Origin of the sequence: uncultured Roseivirga sp. (assembly GCF_963973945.1) — a bacterium.
GTDB lineage: Bacteria > Bacteroidota > Bacteroidia > Cytophagales > Cyclobacteriaceae > Roseivirga.
The window spans coordinates 177,712-197,775 of record NZ_CAXBBV010000002.1 but is presented as its reverse complement, the minus strand read 5'-3'; the positions used below and the strand labels follow the sequence as shown (position 1 = coordinate 197,775).

The following is a 20,064-nucleotide window of genomic DNA, read 5'->3' as shown; positions in this document are numbered from 1 at the left end:
AATGATTAGAGTAATAAATTTGCAATGAGTAGATACACGGTAATTCCCAACATATCGTTGGCCGTGGTAATAAATGGCCCTGAAGCCAAGGCTGGATTAATTCCGAATTTATCTAATATCAATGGGGTTGCTGTTCCCGTAAATGAGGCCAATAAAACAACGGCCTGTAACGCAATAGCTACTACTAAACCTAGTTTTACTTCTCCATATAAATAGACAAAAAAGAAGCTAATTGAACCCAACACCAAGCCTGTAAACATGGCAATGGCCATCATTTTTAATAATCGTTTCCCTAAACTATCAGTAAATACAGATTTATTGGCCAAACTCTGAACTACGAGTGTAGAAGACTGCACTCCCACGTTTCCGCCCGTAGCCATAATCAACGGTATAAAAAGGGCCAAGCCTGTAATGGTCTGAATCTGATCTTCGAAACCTCGAATTACATATGCACCCACAATTCCACCTACCAAACCGATAATCAGCCACGGCAATCGGGCTTTCAAAATCACCCAAATCGTATCGTCTTCCTCGACATCTGAAGATATACCCGACATCAATTGTCTGTCTTCTTCTGCCTGATCGGTAATTACATCTACAATATCATCTATTGTAATTCTACCTACTAACTTTCCTTGAAGGTTTACAACTGGCACCACATCGAGGTCGTATTTTCGCATGATGTCGGCCACCTCCTCTTCATCCATATAGGTTTCAACAGAGATGACATCTTCATCATAAATTTCATTGATCAAAGTATTGTCATTCGCCAGCAAAATGTCCTTTACCGAAACCTTACCCAATAACTTATGCTTATTGTCGATTACATAAACCGAGTAAATTCGATCAACATTTTCGCGTTGCCTCCTAATTTCTTCAATCGTTTGAACGATGTTCCAATTCAGATTAGCAACAATCATCTCTTTGGCCATCAACCCGCCCGCACAATCCTCATCATAGCGCATTAGCTCATGAATATGAGCAGCGGTATCGGGGTCAATAATTTCAGAGATTACTTCTTCTCGCGTTTTGGCCGGAAGTTCATTGATGATGTCCACGGCATCATCAGAATCCATTTCCGTAATGTAATCAGCTACTTCTTTTGGGGTGAAGTTTTCTAAGAATTTAGTCCTAGTATCTTCTTCAAGGTCTTCTATAATTTCGGCACCAACTTCATTGTCCAAAATATCTAAGACATATTTGGCCATTTCGCTACTTACCTCATCTAGTAATGCAGAAATATCAGCAGAATTCACCCCTTCCATCGTGTCGCGGATAAAGGCACTATTTTTTTTCTCAATGGCTATTTCCAGCGCACTGAGGTACTCCTTAGAAAGTTCAAAGTTGATTTTTACTTCTGACACGATGATATAAGATTCGTCAGTTCCACATACTGGTCAACAGAAAGTGTTTCGGCCCTTTGATCGAGCACTTTTTCTCCGCTGAGTTCCTCTGGCAAATTTATTGGTTTTAGTGCGTTGCGCAATGTTTTCCTTCTCATTTGAAAACCTGCTTTTACTACTCTTCTAAAAAGCACCTCATCACAATCTAAAGCTTCTCTTTCGTTTCTTTTTAACCTAATTACCGCGCTATTTACCTTGGGAGGAGGGTTAAAAACATTGGGAGGAACCGTGAATAAATATTCTAACTCATAATAAGCCTGTAAGAACACACTTAAAATTCCATAGGCTTTATTTCCTGGAGGCGAAATAAGGCGATCGGCCACCTCTTTTTGAATCATACAAACTACTTCGGGCACCTGCTGTTTTAAATCCAGCACCTTAAAAAATATTTGTGATGAAATATTATATGGAAAGTTACCCACTACTCCGAACTTCCCCGGAAAACGCTCTTCCATATTCAACTTCAGAAAATCCCCTTCAATAATTCTTCCGTCAAGCTGAGGGTAATGCTGCTTTAGGTAAGCCACAGACTCTCTATCAATTTCAATAACTGAGGTTTCTACATTGTTCTGTAAAAGAAATTGTGTGAGCACACCTGTTCCAGGCCCTATTTCTAGCACCTTATCATAGCCTCCATGACCAGTAAGTCCATCCGCAATACTTTTGGCAATATTCAAATCTTTTAGAAAATGTTGGCCGAGATGTTTCTTGGGTCTGACTGATGACATGGGAGTAACTTATAGAAAAAACATTAATTTGCGCAAAATGAGAATTCTGTTGAAGATTACTCAGAGTAGGGCTTCATTGTTCTTCTCACATTCAAACCTACTTCAACTTTTCTTTAAAGATTACAAAAGCAGGAAATTCTTTGATCATGAATCTACATTCGGAAGACGAAATAACCTACAAGCCAGTAATTGGCATTACCATTGGCGATATTAATGGTATTGGCCCCGAAGTAATTATTAAAACCATTTCGGAGCAAAAGCTTTACGACTACGTGACCATTATACTTTATGGCCATGGAAAAGCCTTTTCGCACTACAAAAAAATATTAGACCTAACTAACTTCTCCTTCTACCAATTTAATACTGGCGATAGGCTTCATGAAAAAAAAGCCAATGTGATTAACTGTTGGGAAGAAGATTTTGAAATTAAACCTGGGGAAGAAAATAATGATGGTGGAAAATACGCCTTAGCTTCTTTACAAAAGGCTGTAGAAGATTTACAAAACGGGGTAATTGACGGAGTTGTCACAGCCCCTATTAGTAAGAACAATATTCAAAGTGGTGATTTTAACTTCCCTGGGCACACTGAGTTTTTCACCACTACTTTTGGTGCGAAAGACAGTTTGATGTTCCTCTGCAACGACCGACTTAGAATAGGTGTAGCCACTGGCCATATTCCTTTAATGAAGATTAAAGAAGAACTAACCACCGAAAGACTGACCAGTAAAATTGATTTGATGTTAAAATCGCTAAAAAAGGATTTTGGCATAAGTAAGCCCAAAGTGGCCATTTTAGGATTGAACCCTCACGCTGGAGAAGATGGCCTATTGGGCTCAGAAGAAAAAGAGCTAATACAGCCATTAATCAACGAATTTAAAGAGAAAGGGCATTTGGTTTTTGGCCCATACCCTGCCGATGGTTTCTTTGGTAACAACACCAACTCAAAGTTTGACGGTATACTGGCCATGTACCACGACCAAGGTTTAATTCCTTTCAAAACCATAGCTTTTGAAGATGGCGTTAACTTTACAGCGGGTCTTCCTATCGTAAGAACATCTCCAGATCATGGAACAGCTTTTGGCATAGCTGGCAAAAATGAAGCTGACCCTAGTAGTATGAGGGCCGCACTTTACATGGCCATGGATATTATTAGAAACAGAAGAGAATAAGTGATTACCTAATAAAACTCGGCCTTTTCTACCCTTTGAAGCGGGCTTGTAATTTTTGTTCGGTATTTATTAATGAAATAAGTAAACACTGTTTTAGGATTCAATTGAATTTTCATACCTTTGCAGTCCTGATTTTGAGAGGGGATAATTGAAACCAATCAGAAAATATGAAATACAGATCTTTAAGCTCAATAATGGGCTGCATGATTTTGAATTTCAGTTAGACGATAAGTTCTTTGAATTATTTGACAATGACCTCGTTAGCAAAGGGAAACTAACCGCTAACATTTCATTGCACAAGTCTGAAACAATGATCCAGACCGTATTTCGCATTAAAGGTTCAGTAGAGCTTGAATGCGATAGAAGTCTCGACTTGTTTGATTTTCCAATTGACTTGGAAAGACCGTTCATCTATAAACTCGGAAATGAGTTTGAAGAATTGTCGGATGAAGTTGTGGTAATACCACGCGACACCCAACAATTGAATGTAGCTTCCATAATGTTTGAATTTATAGGACTTGAAATCCCCATGAAAAAACTTCACCCACGTTTTCAAGATGAAGATGATGACAGTGAAGAAGAAGTACTTATGATTTATTCTTCTGAAGAGGAAGATAATGACAAGAATAAAGAAGATCAGGAAAATGAAGAATCAATAGACCCACGATGGGCTTCTTTGAAGAAATTGAAAAATAAAGAATAGCGAAAGCTATAAAATTGTAGAAAAATGGCGCATCCTAAGAGAAAAACCTCGAAAACCAGAAGAGACAAAGGTAGAACTCACAAAAAATTGCATGGCAAAGCTTTGGCTATTTGCCCAACTACCGGAGAAATGCACTTGCCTCACAGAGCTTTCTGGCATGAAGGAAAACTTTACTTCAAAGGTAAAGTAGTAATGGAAAAAGAAGTTTTAGCCTAAGTTTAACTTTTGGCTTTTTGAATATTTGCTCCTGAATCAACATTCAGGAGCAATATTTATTTATAGACACTTCATTTGACCAATGGTAAGGTTTCCTTCAATCTATTATTTGAATCTGAAACTTGATCCCTTATATTGGCAGATTATTTAGAAATAAGGATGGATCTTTCCGTTCTAAAAATATTGAATGACTAAAATCAGAGCTAAAATCTCAGGCGTCAATGGTTGGGTGCCAGACTACGTTCTAACCAATAAAGAGTTAGAAACAATAGTTGACACCACTGACGAATGGATAACTTCCCGCACTGGCATTAAAGAAAGAAGAATATTAAAAGGAGAAGGTCAAGGCACCTCTGTTTTGGGTATTGAAGCCGTAAAAGGCTTGCTCGAAAAAACCAATACCGATCCTTCTGAAATTGATCTTCTGATCTGCGCCACCACTACCCCCGATATGATGTTCCCTGCCACTGCCAATATTATTGCAGATGCCATTGGAGCAAAAAATGCATTTAGTTACGACTTACAAGCGGCCTGCTCAGGGTTTATTTATGCTGTAACTACGGGTAGCCAGTTTATTGAAACAGGTAAATACAAAAAAGTAGTCGTTGTTGGCGCAGACAAAATGTCTTCGATTATAGACTACAATGAAAGAACTACCTGCATTATTTTTGGTGATGGTGGCGGAGCGGTTCTATTGGAGCCTACGGAAGAAAATGTTGGAATCATGGATTCTATTCTTCGATCTGACGGATCGGGAGCACAGCATTTGCACATGAAAGCCGGAGGAAGCCGAAAACCAGCTTCGCACGAAACAGTTGATAATCGAGAGCACTACGTTTATCAGGAGGGTTCTGCAGTTTTCAAATTTGCTGTAACCAATATGGCAGATGTTTCTGCCGAAATTATGGCAAAAAACAACTTGCAAGGCGAAGATGTTACTTGGTTAGTTCCCCATCAGGCGAACAAAAGAATTATAGACGCTACAGCAAGGCGCATGGAAATTGGTGAAGAGAAGGTAATGTTGAATATTCACAAATATGGCAACACAACCAGCGGAACCATTCCTCTTTGTCTTTGGGACTATGAGAGTCAATTAAAAAAAGGTGACAATCTTATTTTAGCCGCATTTGGTGGCGGATTTACCTGGGGCTCTATTTATTTAAAATGGGCATACGACCCATCATAAAAATCCCAAAGGATCAGAATTGAATATTTGTAACTTAGTTTGAAATAAACGCATGGCAAGTACAGCAGATTTTAAAAACGGTCTTGTAATTGAATACAATCACGACCTTTACGCAATCACCGAATTTCAGCACGTTAAGCCTGGAAAAGGACCTGCATTCGTAAGAACAAAACTAAAAAGCATTAGAACAGGAAAAGTATTGGATAATACTTTCACTTCTGGTGTAAAAGTAGTGACAGCAAGAATTGAAAAAAGACCTCATCAGTTTCTTTTCAAAGATGACTACGGATATAATCTAATGAACTCAGAAACTTTTGAACAAGTAGCTGTACCAAAAGATTTAATCAATGCCCCACAATTGATGAAGGATGGGCAGGAAGTAGATGTTTTATTTCATGCTGAAACAGAATCCGTACTAAGTGTTGAGTTACCAGCATATGTAGAACTTGTTGTAACTTACACCGAACCTGGTATTAAGGGAGATACGGCTACAAATGCAACAAAGGCTGCCACTTTAGAAACTGGTGCTGAAATTCAAGTACCTTTATTCATCAATCAAGACGACAAAATTAAAGTAGACACTAGAACAAATTCATACGGTGAGCGTGTAAAATAGCCCACCATCTCAACGAAATAATCGAATTGTTATGAATGCGAAAGAAATCAAAAACATGATCGACTTTATTGCTAAATCAGGTTTAGCAGAGGTCAACATTGAAACCGAAGAGTTTAAAATCAAGGTAAAAAGAGACAATGAAGGAAAAGTAATTGCTACTGCGCCTTCTATGCCTCAACCTGTTGCAGCTGCACCAGTAGCCGCAGCTCCTGCTCCACAAGAAGCAGCCAAGCCTGCTCCTGCCAATGACGAGTCGAGCAAATACGTTCAAATTAAATCACCAATGATCGGTACTTTTTATCGCTCACCAAAGCCTGAAGATCCATCATTCGTGAATGTTGGAGACTCTATATCAGCTGGCGATAAAGTTTGTATTGTAGAAGCCATGAAGCTTTTCAATGAAATTGAATCTGAAATCTCAGGTACAATTGTAAAAGTATTGGTTGAAAACGCATCACCAGTAGAATACGATCAGCCTTTGTTTTTGGTAGATCCTGCGTAAGATTTTGGTTAAGGGGTCTACATCATTCAAAGACCCTCAATTATTTCTCAACCTAAAATATCTATTGTAGTGTTTAAAAAGATATTAATTGCCAATAGAGGCGAGATTGCCCTTCGAATTATAAGAACATGTAAGGAAATGGGCATCAAAACCGTAGCGGTTTACTCCACGGCTGATAAAGACAGTCTACATGTTAGGTTTGCTGATGAAGCGGTAAACATTGGCCCCGCTCCTTCAAATCAGTCCTACCTAAAAATACCACATATCATTTCTGCAGCAGAAATTACTAATGCAGATGCTATTCACCCTGGTTATGGTTTTCTTTCTGAAAACGCTGAATTTTCTAGGGTTTGTCAAGAATACGGTATAAAGTTCATTGGAGCTAGTCCGGATATGATTGATAAAATGGGCGACAAGTCGACAGCGAAAGACACCATGAAAAAAGCGGGAGTACCTACTATTCCTGGTTCAGATGGTCTGTTGAAATCTGTGGAAGAAGGCCTTAAGATTGCAAACAAGGTCAAGTACCCTGTAATTCTCAAAGCTACCGCTGGTGGCGGAGGAAGAGGAATGAGAATTGTAAAAGACGATTCTCAATTTCAAAAAGCTTGGGACGATGCCAGAATGGAATCTGCTGCAGCTTTCGGAAACGATGGACTCTACCTTGAAAAGTTTGTAGAAGAGCCTCGTCACGTAGAAATTCAAATTGTTGGAGACAGTAGTGGGCGTGCTTGCCACCTTTCAGAAAGAGATTGTTCTATCCAAAGACGTCATCAAAAGCTATTAGAAGAAACCCCTTCTCCTGCGGTTAATCAAGAACTAAGAGAAAGAATGGGTGCTGCAGCCGTAAAAGCTGCTGAATCTATTGGTTACGAAGGCGCTGGAACTGTTGAGTTCTTGTTAGACAAACATGGTGATTTCTACTTTATGGAAATGAATACCCGTATTCAAGTAGAGCACCCTATTACTGAAGAAGTAACCGATTTCGACTTAATCAAAGAACAAATTAAGGTTGCCGCTGGTGAGAAAATTTCTGGCAAAAACTACTTCCCTAAGCTCTATGCTATGGAATGTAGAATCAATGCTGAAGATCCTGCGCATGGCTTTAGACCAAGCCCTGGTAAAATCACAAACCTACACACCCCTGGTGGACACGGAGTAAGAATTGACAGTCACATTTACGCAGGCTACACTATTCCGCCAAACTATGACTCAATGATTGCGAAGTTAATTGTAACAGCTCAATCACGCGAAGAGGTATTGGTAAGGATGAAGAGAGCTTTGGAAGAATATGTAATTGAAGGTATCAAAACCACTATTCCTTTCCATATCAAGCTAATGGACGATCCTAAGTTCAAATCGGGTCAGTTCACAACAAGCTTCTTAGAGGGCTTTGACTTTTCTGGAATGTAGAAGACGATTATACTTAATATTTAGAGAAGGTCACTTTTATTTAGAAGTGACCTTTTTTATGTTGAATAAAATGGGTTACCGAAACACTTGAGTTTATAAGCGCTTGCAGGAGCAGAAAGCACAATAATGGTTGCACATATAGAATATTTTAAAGTATTTCGCTGTATTATTCACAACCCAACCCCCAACCAAGGTTGATTGTCTTCATTGTTACTAAATGAGTTTAAAGATTTGTCCTCTGTTTCAATACTTCATGACACCCTATTTACCTAAATCGATATTACTAATTAAATGAACTTACAATCAAATCTAAAAACCAAAGTTTGGATATATGGAATCATGGTCTTGATTTCATTGATCTTTACTACACAACAAGCCGCTGACTATCGCATTTATGTTGCTGCAGGAAGGGTCATGGTAGACGAAAAAGCCAATCCATTTTTGGATGAGGATATGATTGAAACGGAGCCCGATGGTAAAATCACACCACATGCTCAATACAGGTATGCACCAATTTTCGGGATCGCACTTTACCCCATATCTCTATTGCCAAAACAGGTCTATATATTTCTGTGGCTATTTTTCAATGTATTCCTTCTCTATAAATCAGTTTTATTGTTTAGAGAATTCTTTTCCGAATTAAAATCAGACACCAAGCTTTTCGGAATTACCGCCATAGTCACATTAGTTCTAGGGATACGTTTTTGGGGGCAAAACCTCCAATTGGGTCAAACTACCATTTTACTCGTCTTTCTATCGGTTTACGCATTACACTTGTCTAGAAAAAATAAGCCCGTTTTGGCTGGCCTAATGTTAGCCCTTGCTATTGTTACTAAAATAATGCCCTTGCTACTGATAGGTTATTTTATTTATAGAAAGGATTTCAAAACACCTATTTTCACTATAATCTTTACGGTGCTCTTAGTCTACCTACCAGCTTTAATTGTTGGTTTTGACTATAACAATTTCTTGATCCAAGAATGGTACAACATTATTAATCCTGCTAACAAGGAATATACATTAGAAACCAAAACAGGTATATATAATTTGTCTGCGTTCATTTTTGCCTACTTCACAGAAATGCCCGATGATAAAATTACGGGCAACAGAAATATCCTTTCTCTATCATATGAAGTTGCAGGTATACTTACCAACATTATTAGAGGGGCTCTGATACTTTTTACGCTATACTTTGTAAGGAGCCTTCCTTTTAAAGCAGCCAAATCAAGCGTGCATGTCTTCTGGGAATTTGGTTACATCTGCTTAGCTTTTCCATTGGTGTTTCCAGCGCAGAATAAGTATTCATTTTACTATATACTACCTGCACTGTTCTTCATTGCTTATTATATGGTCAAACGCTATAAAACGGAAGGCGGGCTTAGAGGTATACCGATGAAAATACTCGTCCCTATGGGCCTTTACTTTATCATCACTACCTTAACCTCATCTAACATTATTGGCAAGTATTGGTATGATCAGACTCAGTTTTATAAAGTAATTACATTTGGAATCATTGCTCTAATTGTCGCTTATGCACAGCTAAAGCCCTCAATGCTCAATACTCATCAGCCAGAAAATAATCAGTAACCTATGCTTGCTCCAGCCATCAATATTGTTATCCCACTTTATAATGAAGAGGACGTATTTGAGACACTGATCAGTCGCTTGGTCAATTTAATGGACTCATTTGAAAAGTCTATTGAGGTTATTTTGGTAGATGATGGCAGTAGTGACAAAACTGCCGAGCTAATGACCAATTTAGCAATGAAAGATCAACGCTTTCAGTCTGTTATTCTTTCTAGAAACTTTGGTCACCAAATTGCATTAAGTGCTGGTCTACAACAGATCACTGCTACCGAAGCCGTTTTCATTATTGACGCAGATCTTCAGGACCCTCCAGAGTTACTTGGAGAATTTTACGATTATTACAAACAAGGCTACGATGTTGTATATGCAGTAAGAAAAAACCGAAAAGAGAATTTCTTAAAGAAATTTGCATACAAGTCATTCTATAGGTTGATGGATAAAATTTCTTATATCCACATCCCTTTAGACACGGGGGATTTCTCTCTAATTAGTGCAAGAGTAGCTCATTTAATGAACGAAATGCCTGAACAAAGTAGATTTCTACGAGGTATGCGTAGTTGGTTAGGTTTTAAGCAAATTGGCATAGAATACAACCGAGAAGAGCGTCAATCTGGTGAATCGAAATATACACTCAGAAAACTATTTCAACTCGCTTTTAATGGCGTATTCAACTTTAGTGAACTACCAATTAAATTGATTACCAACCTTGGACTACTTACTATAATCTCTTCGATTTGTTACTTCCTTTATGTAGTAGCCAAAAAGTTAATCTATGGAAACGTTCCTGAAGGTTTTACTGGCCTCTTGTTCGTATTAGTTCTATTTGGGGGTATTCAATTGTTATCGCTAGGCTTAATTGGCGAATATGTATTACGAATTTTCTTTCAGGTAAAGCAAAGGCCATTGTTTATTATCAAGGAGAACATCAAGAACAAAGAAGCTGTTGAACCAAGAAAATCAACTAACTAAAGAATATCCTTTCTTAGTTAGTTCCTTCGATCTCGTTACAGAGATCTTGATACCAAGCTTCTCCATACTTTCTTATAAGAGCATCTTTTAAAAACTTGTAAACAGGCACACCAAGCTTTTCACCTAAAGTACAGGCCGCAGAGCAAATAGACCAACGATCGTAGTTGAGTGCTTCGTAATGATCATATTTGGTAACTCTGATGGGATAGAGTTCGCAGGATATAGGTTTTTTGAAAGTTGTTTTACCGTCACGATAAGCCTGTTCTATTCCACATTTCAGAATACCCTTTTCATCATATATGGAAAAAGCACATTCTCTATTGCCAATTGTGGTTGTAGAGTAATCTCCTTCAAAATCTATGATATAAGGCCCTTCTTTTTCAATTGCCTTTAATCCTTCCTCACTTAAGTAAGGCTTTACAGCTTCAAGTGCATTTTGCAGTTCTTTCAGTTCATGATCTTCCAGTGGCGCGCCTAAATCACCTTCTACACAACAAGCACCCTTGCAAGCTTCAAGATCACAAACAAAAAGTTGTTCTTTTATATCGTCACTGATTACAGCGTTGTCTACTAAGATCATATTAATTTGGAATGGCTATTATTTCAAAATGCTTTTTTATACCCATGGTGTCTTTTGTTAGCTTCACTCTTTTTGCAGTGTCTACAAAGCCATCGGACAAATAATGAGTGTCATTCATGTAAACCGTGTAATTATGTTTTGCCATAGTATCATACAGATCTTCCCTTTCCTCTTTGGTTAATCTTTTATAACATTCCGCCATAATATTTGGTCTGTAGGTCGATATCAGATCACTCAATCCGTTGAGGATGTCCTTATCGTAACCTTCTGCATCCACTTTTAATAGAGACAACTGAGAAAGTCGATCAGCATAATTTTCATTCAAAAATTTCTGAAAATCTCTCCCTTCTACCTTGAGTTCATAATTGTGTTTGTGTTTTCTGTTCTTTATTTGAGAGAGGAAGCCACCGTTACAGAACGATGCATCTGAATAATTAAATACAAACTCTCCATCCTCAGTTGTCGCTGCAAAGGGCAGTGGAACGATGTTGGTAATCTCAGTATTCAATTTAGAATTCTCTTCTAATATCTTATATACATATTGATTTGGTTCTAGACCAAGTACAATTCCTTTTTTACCAACAGCCAAAGCCATTGGAACTGTAGTATCTCCTGTATATGTACCAATGTCAATTATCATGGAGCCTTCAGGAGCCAACGACTTGTAAAAATTCACTTCAGAAGTTCCTAAATGTATGGGTCTATTAAAAGGATGCAACCAATTAGCAAAGTCTATTTCGCCATACCCATCAATATTGAATTTCTGGATTTCAAAACCATATTCCTTAAAAGTTGACTTGATTTCTTTCTTTCGCTTACTTTTTCCAAACAGTCCAAACATAGTCTTAGTTTTAAATGTCGAAAATACGAGAAATAAAAGAATATCTCTTTCATATCTGAATGAATGAGCCTGTTGTTTCGACATCAAATCATTAATTTCGCCTTTCTAATGAAAATGGAGCAGATAAAATTAAGCGGGATTATAATAACATTTAACGAGGAAGAAAACATCGGTAGATGTATAGAATCCATTAAGGATGTCTGCGATGAAATTCTAATTGTCGATTCTTTTTCAACAGACCGTACAAAAGATATTGCACTTAGTCATAATGCTAGGTTTATAGAAAACCCTTGGAAAGGCTTTTTAGATCAGAAGAATTTTGCTCAAGACTCAGCAAGTTTTGACTACGTGTTGCAGTTAGATGCTGATGAAGAATTGTCTGAAGAATTAAAAAAATCAATCCAATCTGTTAAAAACAACTGGAATTATGATGGTTACATTTTCAATCGGTTCACTAATTATTGTGGCAAATGGATAAGGCATTCTGGCTGGTATCCCGATGCAAAGCTTAGGCTCTATGATAGAAGAAAAGGCAAGTGGGACGGGCTTGACCCCCACCCCTCTGTGAGTATTGATTCAGAATCTAATACCCAACATATCAAGGGCGATTTGCTCCATTATTCTTATGTAAACTACGAAGATCATATTAACCGATCGGCCAAATACGCAAAGCAAGCTGCGATTGCAATGCATACTTTGGGTAAAAAACCAAGCAACTTCAAACTCATCTTTAGCCCCGCTTTTCGATTCTTTAATAGTTACATTTTAAGAGGAGGTTTTAAAGATGGCTTTGAAGGTTTAATCATCTGCAAAACAGCAAGTTATTATACCTTTCTCAAATATATGTACCTAAAACTCATCCATAAGGGCGAATCAATTAAATGAAAAAGTTTACTGACCTCATCACTTTACAGGCTAATCACAAACAACAAGTTGTTTTCTTGATGGTGGTCATTTCCATGCTCTATTTCTACAACTTTTATGTAAATGACATATGGACTCCGAATGAAAGCTTTTATGCAGAATCGGTTCGCGAAATGTTCGAAAGTGGTAATTTCCTAGACATCAAATACAATTACGAACCACGTTACAACAAGCCTCCTCTCACTTATTGGCTCATTGCTGTCAGCTCGTACATTTTTGGCTTAAATGAATTCGGTATCCGGTTGCCCATCGTATTACTTACCATTGGTTCGGTATGGCTTACTTATTTGCTCGGAAAGAGGCTCTATGGCGAAAAAGGAGGTATTTACTCTTTAATGATCATGGCAGTAGGTGTTCAGTTAATGGCGGTAAAACAATATGCTTCGCCAGAAATTCCTCTTACCTTCTTCTTCACCTTAACCCTCTATTGGTTTATAAAAGGCTATCAGGAGAGCAGGACGAAGTACTATTACTTGTCATATGTAGCACTCGGCCTTACTGTTTTAACAAAGGGGTACCCCTATATAGTTGTAATTGCTGGCATTATTGGTCTGTTCATTCTTATCGATTCAAATTTCAATATCCGAACTACTCTAAAAAAGGCCAGCCAAATCAAACTCCATTTCGGAATTCCTATTGTACTCATTATTGGGATGAGTTGGGTAGCTTACATGTACCTAACCTATGGTGAGAACTTCTGGGAGATATTTCAACGAGAAACATTTGATCGTGCCTTTACCAGAAACGAAAAAAGCCTTAGACCATTCTTTTATTTAGAAGTAATTTCCTGGACCATTCTCCCTTATTCATTGGCTTTCTTCGTTGTATTGGCCCATTACATCTCCTCACCAAAAAAGATAAAGTCGGAAATAGCCTTTCCCTTCGCTTGGTTTATTGTGATGTTTATGATTTTCACGGCTGCCAAAGGGAAAATACCAACCTACTTTATTCAGGCTCATCCAGCAATGGCATTGATGATTACAGCGGCATTGGTTAATATCGCCCCGAAAAAAACGGTTTTTCCAAAAGCCTTAAAAGTCTCATTCTATTTACCAGCAGTGTTGATTTTAGCTATCTCATTTTTCACCACCTACTTCCTCAGCTTACCCCTTATTTGGTATTTAGTACCAGTGTTCTTTACAATCATTGCTTTCGTTATCACAAAAAACAAAAGCGCGAAAAGTATCGACAATCAAATTTCTATTCCTTTCTATGCAATTTTTGGTGTTTATATTTTAGTCGCGGCCTATCTTAAACCAATTGAGAAATATCGCCCTTATAGTGAGATAGGGGAAGTAATTAATGAGAGAGAAAATATCGACTCCAGCATTCCAATTCTGATTGAAAAGACATTAATTCATAATATTCCGTTTTATGCTGAAAGACATGCCATTCGAGATCAGTCTCCATCCCAAATTAATTCAAATCAAGGAAAAACATTGGCATTAGTAAGAGTTGAGAGTTTAGGTTATCTTTCTGGCTTCGAATCACTTTGGTCAGGTATGATCTATGATTTTCCCAGTGAGTCACAATTTGCTAAATTCGTTAAAGCCTGTATTGATGCTGAAAATGGAGATTATTCGAAATTCGCTGAATATCATTTGGTATTGAAAGAGTAGTATGTTAAAAAAACATGCTGCTAGTTATTAAACTGTTGCTTATAAAGAGATAGTATCATGACATCATTAATACATGAAATAAAAAAAATTGCGAATTCAGCATATTCACCTATTAAGCACCGTTTGAAGCAATTCTACAGACCAAAGCAGTACATAACTAAATACGGCAAAAAGAAGGGTTTAGAGCTCTACCATAAGTTTCATTCACCATTAGTTGATACATTGGTCGAATATGATATTCCCGAATACCATCATAGTTTATTCTTGAGAGCTCATGCCTCTGATGAACCTACCTTTAGGCAAGTTTTTATGAATACCCGTTATGAGATCGACCTCCCGTCCAAGCCAAAAACGATTATTGATGGAGGCTCTAACATTGGTTATGCGTCCGTATTCTATGCTCGCAAATATCCAGAAGCAGAAATTCTTGCTATAGAACCAGACAGTTCAAACTTTGAGCTGGTTAAAAAAAACACCGTGCCTTATAAAAATATTACTCCAATAAAATCTGCCATTTGGGGCAAATCCACGTACTTAAAAATCGCCAATCCTGAAACAGAAAAATGGGCCTTCGAGGTTGAAGAAACTACATCAGACAAGCCTGGTGCTTTTCAGGCATTTTCTATTCTAGACTTAATTGAAAAAATGAATTGGGAATCTGTTGATTTATTGAAGTTAGATATCGAAGGATCTGAGATGAGTGTTTTTGAAAAAGACTATGAGCAATGGTTACCAAAAGTTAAACTCCTAATTATAGAGCTCCATGAACGTATGAAGCCAGGTTGTACAGCAGTTTTTGAAAAAGCAATTGGCAGGTATAGCTTCGAGAAAAGCATTAGCGGGGAAAACCTAGTCTATATTAATAGAGACTTATAAAAAAAGCCGCTTACGCGGCTTTTTTTATAAGTCTAGATTTTAGCTTAATATCTATAATGCTCAGGCTTATAAGGGCCATCAACAGCTACACCAATATATTCTGCTTGCTCTGGAGTAAGCTCTTCTAGTTCTACACCAATTTTTGCAAGGTGAAGTTTAGCCACTTTTTCATCTAAATGCTTTGGCAAAGTGTATACTGCGTTTTCGTAAGCACTAGAGTTAGTCCAAAGCTCCAACTGAGCCAAAGTCTGGTTCGTGAATGAATTAGACATTACAAATGAAGGGTGACCTGTAGCACAACCTAGGTTTACCAAACGACCTTCAGCCAAAACTATAACATCATTTCCTTTAATGTTATAAAGATCCACTTGAGGCTTAATTTCGATCTTGCTTCCACCGTAAGTCTTGTTTAACCAAGCCATATCAATTTCATTATCGAAGTGACCAATGTTACAAACAATGGTTTTATCCTTCATGGCTTCAAAGTGCTTTCCTTGAATAATATTATAGTTACCAGTTGCTGTAACAATGATATTAGCTCTTGGAATAGCGTTTTCCATTTTCTGAACCTCGTAACCATCCATAGCCGCTTGAAGTGCGCAAATCGGATCGATTTCTGTAACAATCACTCTAACACCAGCGCCACTCAAAGAAGCAGCAGAACCCTTTCCTACGTCACCGTAACCAGCAACAACAGCAACCTTACCGGCAAGCATTACATCTGTAGCACGTCTGATTGCATCTACCAATGATTCTTTACAACCATATTTGTTATCAAATTTAGATTTGGTAACTGAGTCGTTTACGTTTATTGCAGGCATTGGTAATGTGCCTTTTTTCATCCTTTCATAAAGCCTATGAACTCCTGTAGTAGTCTCTTCAGAAAGTCCTTTAATATCCTTTACTAACTCAGGGTATTTATCCAAAACCATGTTGGTCAAATCACCACCATCATCCAGAATCATATTCAAAGGCTTACCGCCTTCAAACGCAAATAAAGTTTGTTCGATACACCAGTCAAACTCCTCATCGTTCATGCCTTTCCAAGCATAAACAGGAATTCCAGCCTTAGCAATAGCGGCAGCGGCATGATCTTGAGTAGAGAAAATATTACATGAAGACCAAGTTACTTCTGCTCCTAACTCAATCAACGTTTCAATAAGAACAGCAGTCTGAATGGTCATGTGAAGACAACCAGCAATACGAGCCCCAGCAAGAGGTTTAGCAGCACCAAACTCTTCGCGAAGTGACATTAAACCAGGCATTTCAGCTTCGGCCAATCCTATTTCTTTCCTTCCCCAATCACTTAGGGAAATATCTTTTACCTTATACTCTAAACCTGTTTCTAACATATCATTTTTTTAATTGCGCTGCGAAGATACGACTTGTGTCTATAAATTTCAACACGAGCTATCTGTCAGTAAATGAATTCGATTTCCTTAAAATCAAAGGATTTCTCGCCTTTTGCTGTTTCCAATATCAATCTACCTGTTTGGTCAACATCAATAACTTTCCCATCAAACAGATATTCTGTTCTATACTTTCTAAACTGCTGGTAACCGAAGAGGTGCTGTAAGTACTCACTTTTAAGTTCTTCCTTCTTTCCTGATTTAAGTTTTAAGTAATAGTTCTCAAGTAATACAATTAGCTGCTCAAAAAGTATCGGTAATTCATTTGTATTTCTGGTCTCTTTAAAAAGTGATGTCGCTTTACTCAAATCTAAATTTTGTTGATTCACATTGACCCCCATCCCTATTACTGACCACTGAATTGAACTTCTTTGTAATGTGTTTTCAATCAATATCCCAGCTACTTTTTTTTGGTTCAGAAGGACATCATTAGGCCATTTTACTTTTACATCACTTTCTTCTGTGTAAGCACTTATCATTTTTCTCACTGCCAAGGAAACAATGATGTTCAAAAAAAACTGGTCAGGAGCCTGAAGGAAAGTAGGCTTCAAAACTACACTTAATGTCAAGTTAGATTGAGGGGCAGATACCCAACCGTTTCCTCTTTGCCCCCTACCAGCAGTTTGGTCATCAGTAATGATCACTACTCCTTCTCGAGTGTCAGGTTTCTTTAGGATTTGCAAGGCTATATCATTCGTTGAATGACAACTTGGCATGTAAATCAACTCTTTGCCTAGAAATAAAGTTTTAGCAAGGATTTTGTACAACAGATTTTCGTAGTTTTGACTGCAAATAAATAACAATTTAGAAACAAAAGCTGAATGACTTCAGAAGAACTGAGCCAGATTATTATTAAGGGAATGGAAGAGCGTAAAGCAGAGGACATTAAGGTGCTTGATTTACGTGAAGTGAAAGGTTCGATTAGCGATTTTTTCATTATTTGCTCAGGCAACTCAGATACCCAACTACAAGCCATAGCCGAATCTGTTGAAAAAGAGGTTAAAGAGGCTCAAGGTGAGCGACCATGGCGCAAAGAGGGGTTTACCAACAGAGAGTGGATTCTTCTAGATTATGTGAGCAATGTTGTACACATTTTCAAGCGTGAGAAAAGAGACTTTTACGCACTTGAAGATCTTTGGGGAGATGCCAAAGTCACCTCAATTGCCTAACCTAAAGTTGTTTAACTTTATCAGTTGCCCCTCGTTTAAAGAAAGATTTAAATTTTATAAAACATAGAAATGCCAGATAGTCCAAGAAAGAAGAACATCATTCCAAAAGCAGGAGGCAAGAAGCCAAATAATCAAGTATGGATATTCATCTCCTTGATTATTTTAGTATTCTCAATTTCAATTTTCAGTAACCAGAATACAGGCGTAATCATTACTCAAAAGCGCTTTGAAGACATGGTAAAAAGTAACGATGTACAAAGCATTGTTGTGATTAAAAACCAAAATTCTGTTGAGGTTACACTTAAGAATGAAGCTCTCCAAAATGCTAAGTATAAAACAGAATTAGAAAACCACGATTTCTTCAGTTTCGGAAATCAGGGGCCTCATTATGTAATTAAAAATATTCTTTCAGCAGAAGCCTTTAACGAACGATATGAGGGTTTTGTAGAAAAGGAAAAAATTCCAGAAGACGAAATTGTACGTTTACAGTTCGAAGACAAGACTACCTTCATGGAGATTCTTGGCTCTTATGGCTTTTTAATCATCATTATACTTTTCTTCTGGTTAATGATGAGAAGAATGACTGGAAATTCTGGGCCTGGTGGACAAATATTCAATATTGGTAAATCAAGAGCTGCCTTATTCGATGCTGAGAACAAAGTCAAAATTACTTTTGACAATGTAGCTGGACTAGATGAAGCAAAAGAAGAAGTACAAGAAATTGTAGAATTTCTTCGTAACCCTTCAAAGTTCACAAAACTAGGTGGAAAAATCCCTAAAGGAGCTCTACTAGTAGGCCCTCCTGGAACTGGTAAAACTTTGTTAGCAAAAGCAGTGGCTGGTGAAGCTGCCGTGCCTTTCTTCTCTCTTTCAGGTTCAGATTTTGTTGAAATGTTTGTTGGAGTTGGTGCAGCAAGAGTTAGAGACCTTTTCAAGCAAGCCAAAGAAAAAGCTCCATGTATTGTTTTCATAGATGAGATTGACGCCATTGGTCGTTCAAGAGGCAAAGGCCAAATGCCAGGCTCTAATGACGAAAGAGAAAACACCTTGAACTCACTTTTGGTTGAAATGGATGGATTTGCTACAGATTCCGGAGTAATCATTTTAGCAGCCACCAACCGTCCTGATGTTTTAGATCAGGCATTACTAAGACCAGGTCGTTTTGATAGACAGATTAGTATTGATAAACCAGACTTAGTTGGACGTGAGGCCATCTTTAAGGTTCACTTGGCTCCAATTAAAATGGACAAGAACATTGATGCCAAGAAATTAGCAGCTCAAACTCCTGGTTTTGCTGGTGCAGAGATTGCCAACGTTTGTAACGAAGCGGCCTTAATTGCTGCGCGTAGGGACAAAAAGGCTGTTGATATGGACGATTTCCAACATGCAATTGACCGTGTAATTGGAGGTTTAGAAAAGAAAAACAAACTTATTTCTCCAGAAGAAAAGAAGATTGTCGCGTACCATGAAGCGGGTCATGCAGTGGCTGGCTGGTTCTTAGAACATGCCGACCCATTGGTAAAGGTAAGTATCGTACCAAGAGGCGTAGCAGCTTTGGGTTACGCACAGTATCTACCTAAAGAACAGTTCTTATATCAAACAGAGCAGCTGATGGACGAAATGTGTATGACTTTAGGAGGTAGAGCTGCGGAAGAAATTGTTTTCGGCAAAATATCAACAGGTGCCCTTAGCGATTTAGAAAGAGTAACTAAAGTGGCTTACAGTATAGTTACTGTATATGGCATGAACGATAAGATTGGTCATATTTCATACTATGACTCAAAACAATCAGAGTACAACTTCAACAAGCCATATTCTGATGCTACTGCCAAAACGATTGACGAAGAGGTTAAGAAAATAATTGATGAAGCATATCAACGTGCGATCAAATTGTTAACCGACAAGAAAGATAAGCTTGAAATTATTGCTCAAAAACTTCTCGAAAAGGAAATTATTTTCCAGTCAGATCTTGAGGGGTTAATTGGAAAGAGACCTTTTGAGAAACAAACTACTTATGCTGCTTATACCTCACCAAATGGTCAGGAAAAAGAAAAAGTAGCTCCTGACCCTGAGAAGGTGAGTACCGAGATTGAAACTCAATCAGATGATAATGATGATGTTCAAAACTCAGAAGATAAAAAATAATTTGTATCA

Annotated in this window: 20 protein-coding genes; 14 read left to right on the top strand and 6 right to left on the bottom strand. The window is 37.9% G+C overall.

The features are described 5' to 3' along the window. Positions 1-5: 5 nt before the first annotated feature. Both mgtE and rsmA read right to left on the bottom strand, forming a co-directional pair. Complete coding sequence (gene mgtE / locus AAC026_RS05165; protein WP_339695596.1) at positions 6-1,364, bottom strand: magnesium transporter; 1,359 nt, start codon at positions 1,362-1,364, stop codon at positions 6-8. After that, a complete protein-coding gene (gene rsmA, locus AAC026_RS05160; RefSeq protein WP_339605780.1) occupies positions 1,352-2,131 on the bottom strand; it encodes a 16S rRNA (adenine(1518)-N(6)/adenine(1519)-N(6))-dimethyltransferase RsmA in 780 nt (259 codons plus the stop codon). The genes mgtE and rsmA overlap by 13 nt, the downstream gene beginning before the upstream one ends. 146 nt (positions 2,132-2,277) lie before the next feature. On the opposite strand from rsmA, the gene pdxA reads away from it, so the two are divergent. The 9 genes from pdxA (at position 2,278) to AAC026_RS05115 (ending at position 10,492) form a co-directional block, all read left to right on the top strand. Further along, entirely contained in the window at positions 2,278-3,300 is a 1,023-nt protein-coding gene (gene pdxA / locus AAC026_RS05155; RefSeq protein WP_339695594.1) for a 4-hydroxythreonine-4-phosphate dehydrogenase PdxA, read from the top strand. A 148-nt stretch (positions 3,301-3,448) separates the two neighbouring features. After that, positions 3,449-4,003, top strand: a complete 555-nt coding sequence (locus AAC026_RS05150) for a DUF177 domain-containing protein (protein ID WP_339695592.1) — start codon at positions 3,449-3,451, stop codon at positions 4,001-4,003. A 24-nt stretch (positions 4,004-4,027) separates the two neighbouring features. Then, complete coding sequence (gene rpmF, locus AAC026_RS05145) at positions 4,028-4,219, top strand: 50S ribosomal protein L32 (protein ID WP_053222813.1); 192 nt, start codon at positions 4,028-4,030, stop codon at positions 4,217-4,219. Between the two features lie 187 nt (positions 4,220-4,406). Beyond that, positions 4,407-5,405 carry a beta-ketoacyl-ACP synthase III gene (locus AAC026_RS05140; RefSeq protein ID WP_339605783.1) on the top strand — a complete coding sequence of 333 codons (999 nt, stop codon included), beginning with the start codon at positions 4,407-4,409 and terminating at the stop codon, positions 5,403-5,405. Between the two features lie 52 nt (positions 5,406-5,457). Beyond that, positions 5,458-6,021, top strand: coding sequence for an elongation factor P (efp, locus tag AAC026_RS05135; protein WP_339605784.1), 564 nt, complete (start codon positions 5,458-5,460; stop codon positions 6,019-6,021). A 31-nt stretch (positions 6,022-6,052) separates the two neighbouring features. Then, positions 6,053-6,523, top strand: a complete 471-nt coding sequence (gene accB, locus AAC026_RS05130) for an acetyl-CoA carboxylase biotin carboxyl carrier protein (RefSeq protein WP_339605785.1) — start codon at positions 6,053-6,055, stop codon at positions 6,521-6,523. A gap of 69 nt (positions 6,524-6,592) precedes the next feature. Beyond that, positions 6,593-7,936: an acetyl-CoA carboxylase biotin carboxylase subunit gene (gene accC / locus AAC026_RS05125; RefSeq protein ID WP_339605786.1), complete on the top strand. Its 1,344-nt coding sequence runs from the start codon at positions 6,593-6,595 to the stop codon at positions 7,934-7,936. 291 nt (positions 7,937-8,227) lie between these two features. After that, positions 8,228-9,523, top strand: coding sequence for a glycosyltransferase family 87 protein (locus AAC026_RS05120; RefSeq protein ID WP_339695590.1), 1,296 nt, complete (start codon positions 8,228-8,230; stop codon positions 9,521-9,523). 3 nt (positions 9,524-9,526) lie between these two features. Beyond that, positions 9,527-10,492, top strand: coding sequence for a glycosyltransferase family 2 protein (locus AAC026_RS05115; protein WP_339695587.1), 966 nt, complete (start codon positions 9,527-9,529; stop codon positions 10,490-10,492). A gap of 13 nt (positions 10,493-10,505) precedes the next feature. Here AAC026_RS05115 and AAC026_RS05110 read toward each other — a convergent pair whose 3' ends face one another. Together AAC026_RS05110 and AAC026_RS05105 are read right to left on the bottom strand one after the other, a co-directional pair. Then, on the bottom strand, positions 10,506-11,072 hold the full coding sequence (locus tag AAC026_RS05110) for a DUF3109 family protein (protein WP_339695584.1): 567 nt from the start codon (positions 11,070-11,072) through the stop codon (positions 10,506-10,508). A gap of 1 nt (position 11,073) precedes the next feature. Further along, positions 11,074-11,913: an FkbM family methyltransferase gene (locus tag AAC026_RS05105; RefSeq protein ID WP_339695581.1), complete on the bottom strand. Its 840-nt coding sequence runs from the start codon at positions 11,911-11,913 to the stop codon at positions 11,074-11,076. Positions 11,914-12,027: 114 nt separating this feature from the next. Between AAC026_RS05105 and AAC026_RS05100 the strand changes: the two genes are divergently transcribed. The 3 genes from AAC026_RS05100 to AAC026_RS05090 are packed head-to-tail and all read left to right on the top strand — an operon-like array spanning position 12,028 to position 15,332. Next, complete coding sequence (locus AAC026_RS05100) at positions 12,028-12,798, top strand: glycosyltransferase family 2 protein (RefSeq protein ID WP_339695578.1); 771 nt, start codon at positions 12,028-12,030, stop codon at positions 12,796-12,798. Further along, positions 12,795-14,456, top strand: a complete 1,662-nt coding sequence (locus AAC026_RS05095; RefSeq protein WP_339695575.1) for a glycosyltransferase family 39 protein — start codon at positions 12,795-12,797, stop codon at positions 14,454-14,456. Before AAC026_RS05100 ends, AAC026_RS05095 begins: the two co-directional genes overlap by 4 nt. Before the next feature lie 57 nt (positions 14,457-14,513). Beyond that, positions 14,514-15,332 (top strand): FkbM family methyltransferase, encoded by an 819-nt coding sequence (locus tag AAC026_RS05090; protein WP_339695573.1) that lies wholly within the window; start codon positions 14,514-14,516, stop codon positions 15,330-15,332. A gap of 44 nt (positions 15,333-15,376) precedes the next feature. Here the strand turns inward: AAC026_RS05090 and ahcY are convergent, their stop codons facing one another. Together ahcY and AAC026_RS05080 are read right to left on the bottom strand one after the other, a co-directional pair. After that, positions 15,377-16,684 (bottom strand): adenosylhomocysteinase, encoded by a 1,308-nt coding sequence (ahcY, locus tag AAC026_RS05085; protein WP_339695570.1) that lies wholly within the window; start codon positions 16,682-16,684, stop codon positions 15,377-15,379. 65 nt (positions 16,685-16,749) lie between these two features. Beyond that, on the bottom strand, positions 16,750-17,457 hold the full coding sequence (locus AAC026_RS05080) for a biotin--[acetyl-CoA-carboxylase] ligase (protein WP_339695567.1): 708 nt from the start codon (positions 17,455-17,457) through the stop codon (positions 16,750-16,752). Positions 17,458-17,562: 105 nt separating this feature from the next. On the opposite strand from AAC026_RS05080, the gene rsfS reads away from it, so the two are divergent. Beyond that, positions 17,563-17,910, top strand: coding sequence for a ribosome silencing factor (gene rsfS / locus AAC026_RS05075; protein WP_339605796.1), 348 nt, complete (start codon positions 17,563-17,565; stop codon positions 17,908-17,910). Positions 17,911-17,979: 69 nt separating this feature from the next. After that, complete coding sequence (ftsH, locus tag AAC026_RS05070) at positions 17,980-20,055, top strand: ATP-dependent zinc metalloprotease FtsH (protein WP_339695564.1); 2,076 nt, start codon at positions 17,980-17,982, stop codon at positions 20,053-20,055. Positions 20,056-20,064: the final 9 nt, after the last annotated feature.

Coding starts and splice junctions, on each gene's coding strand:
- rsmA (WP_339605780.1), bottom strand. CDS start 2,131: ATGTCATCAGTCAGACCCAAGAAACATCTCGGCCAACATTTTCTAAAA.
- pdxA (WP_339695594.1), top strand. CDS start 2,278: ATGAATCTACATTCGGAAGACGAAATAACCTACAAGCCAGTAATTGGC.
- rpmF (WP_053222813.1), top strand. CDS start 4,028: ATGGCGCATCCTAAGAGAAAAACCTCGAAAACCAGAAGAGACAAAGGT.
- AAC026_RS05140 (WP_339605783.1), top strand. CDS start 4,407: ATGACTAAAATCAGAGCTAAAATCTCAGGCGTCAATGGTTGGGTGCCA.
- efp (WP_339605784.1), top strand. CDS start 5,458: ATGGCAAGTACAGCAGATTTTAAAAACGGTCTTGTAATTGAATACAAT.
- accB (WP_339605785.1), top strand. CDS start 6,053: ATGAATGCGAAAGAAATCAAAAACATGATCGACTTTATTGCTAAATCA.
- AAC026_RS05120 (WP_339695590.1), top strand. CDS start 8,228: ATGAACTTACAATCAAATCTAAAAACCAAAGTTTGGATATATGGAATC.
- AAC026_RS05115 (WP_339695587.1), top strand. CDS start 9,527: ATGCTTGCTCCAGCCATCAATATTGTTATCCCACTTTATAATGAAGAG.
- AAC026_RS05110 (WP_339695584.1), bottom strand. CDS start 11,072: ATGATCTTAGTAGACAACGCTGTAATCAGTGACGATATAAAAGAACAA.
- AAC026_RS05105 (WP_339695581.1), bottom strand. CDS start 11,913: ATGTTTGGACTGTTTGGAAAAAGTAAGCGAAAGAAAGAAATCAAGTCA.
- AAC026_RS05100 (WP_339695578.1), top strand. CDS start 12,028: ATGGAGCAGATAAAATTAAGCGGGATTATAATAACATTTAACGAGGAA.
- AAC026_RS05095 (WP_339695575.1), top strand. CDS start 12,795: ATGAAAAAGTTTACTGACCTCATCACTTTACAGGCTAATCACAAACAA.
- AAC026_RS05090 (WP_339695573.1), top strand. CDS start 14,514: ATGACATCATTAATACATGAAATAAAAAAAATTGCGAATTCAGCATAT.
- ahcY (WP_339695570.1), bottom strand. CDS start 16,684: ATGTTAGAAACAGGTTTAGAGTATAAGGTAAAAGATATTTCCCTAAGT.
- AAC026_RS05080 (WP_339695567.1), bottom strand. CDS start 17,457: ATGCCAAGTTGTCATTCAACGAATGATATAGCCTTGCAAATCCTAAAG.
- rsfS (WP_339605796.1), top strand. CDS start 17,563: ATGACTTCAGAAGAACTGAGCCAGATTATTATTAAGGGAATGGAAGAG.
- ftsH (WP_339695564.1), top strand. CDS start 17,980: ATGCCAGATAGTCCAAGAAAGAAGAACATCATTCCAAAAGCAGGAGGC.